The sequence below is a fragment of the Paenibacillus sinopodophylli genome (assembly GCF_005930355.1).
GTDB lineage: Bacteria > Bacillota > Bacilli > Paenibacillales > Paenibacillaceae > Pristimantibacillus > Pristimantibacillus sinopodophylli.
Genome location: NZ_VDBO01000096.1, coordinates 1 through 230 on the forward strand (window position 1 = coordinate 1; position 230 = coordinate 230).

A 230-nucleotide genomic window follows, 5' to 3' on the forward strand; every position below is an offset into this window, starting at 1 on the left:
GTTGCTGCCGCGTATACGTTCACGACATCGCCTTCTGCTAGACCCGTTACTTTCACTGTATCTGCTGTACCTGTTGCGTTGTTCGTTGCGGTTACTGCCGCTGCTGCTGGTGCTGCAGTGATTTCAGCATCGTACGCTTTAACTGTTCGTGTGCTCTCCAGCTTACCATCGTTTGCTACACTTACATAAACGCTGCTTGCTGTTGCGCCAAGCTGTGCAATCGTTACTGT

Annotated in this window: 1 pseudogene; it reads right to left on the reverse strand. The window is 50.9% G+C overall.

Annotated elements, in window-relative coordinates:
- Positions 1 to 230: pseudogene (locus FGT79_RS31555) on the reverse strand (IMP dehydrogenase); the annotation flags it as partial.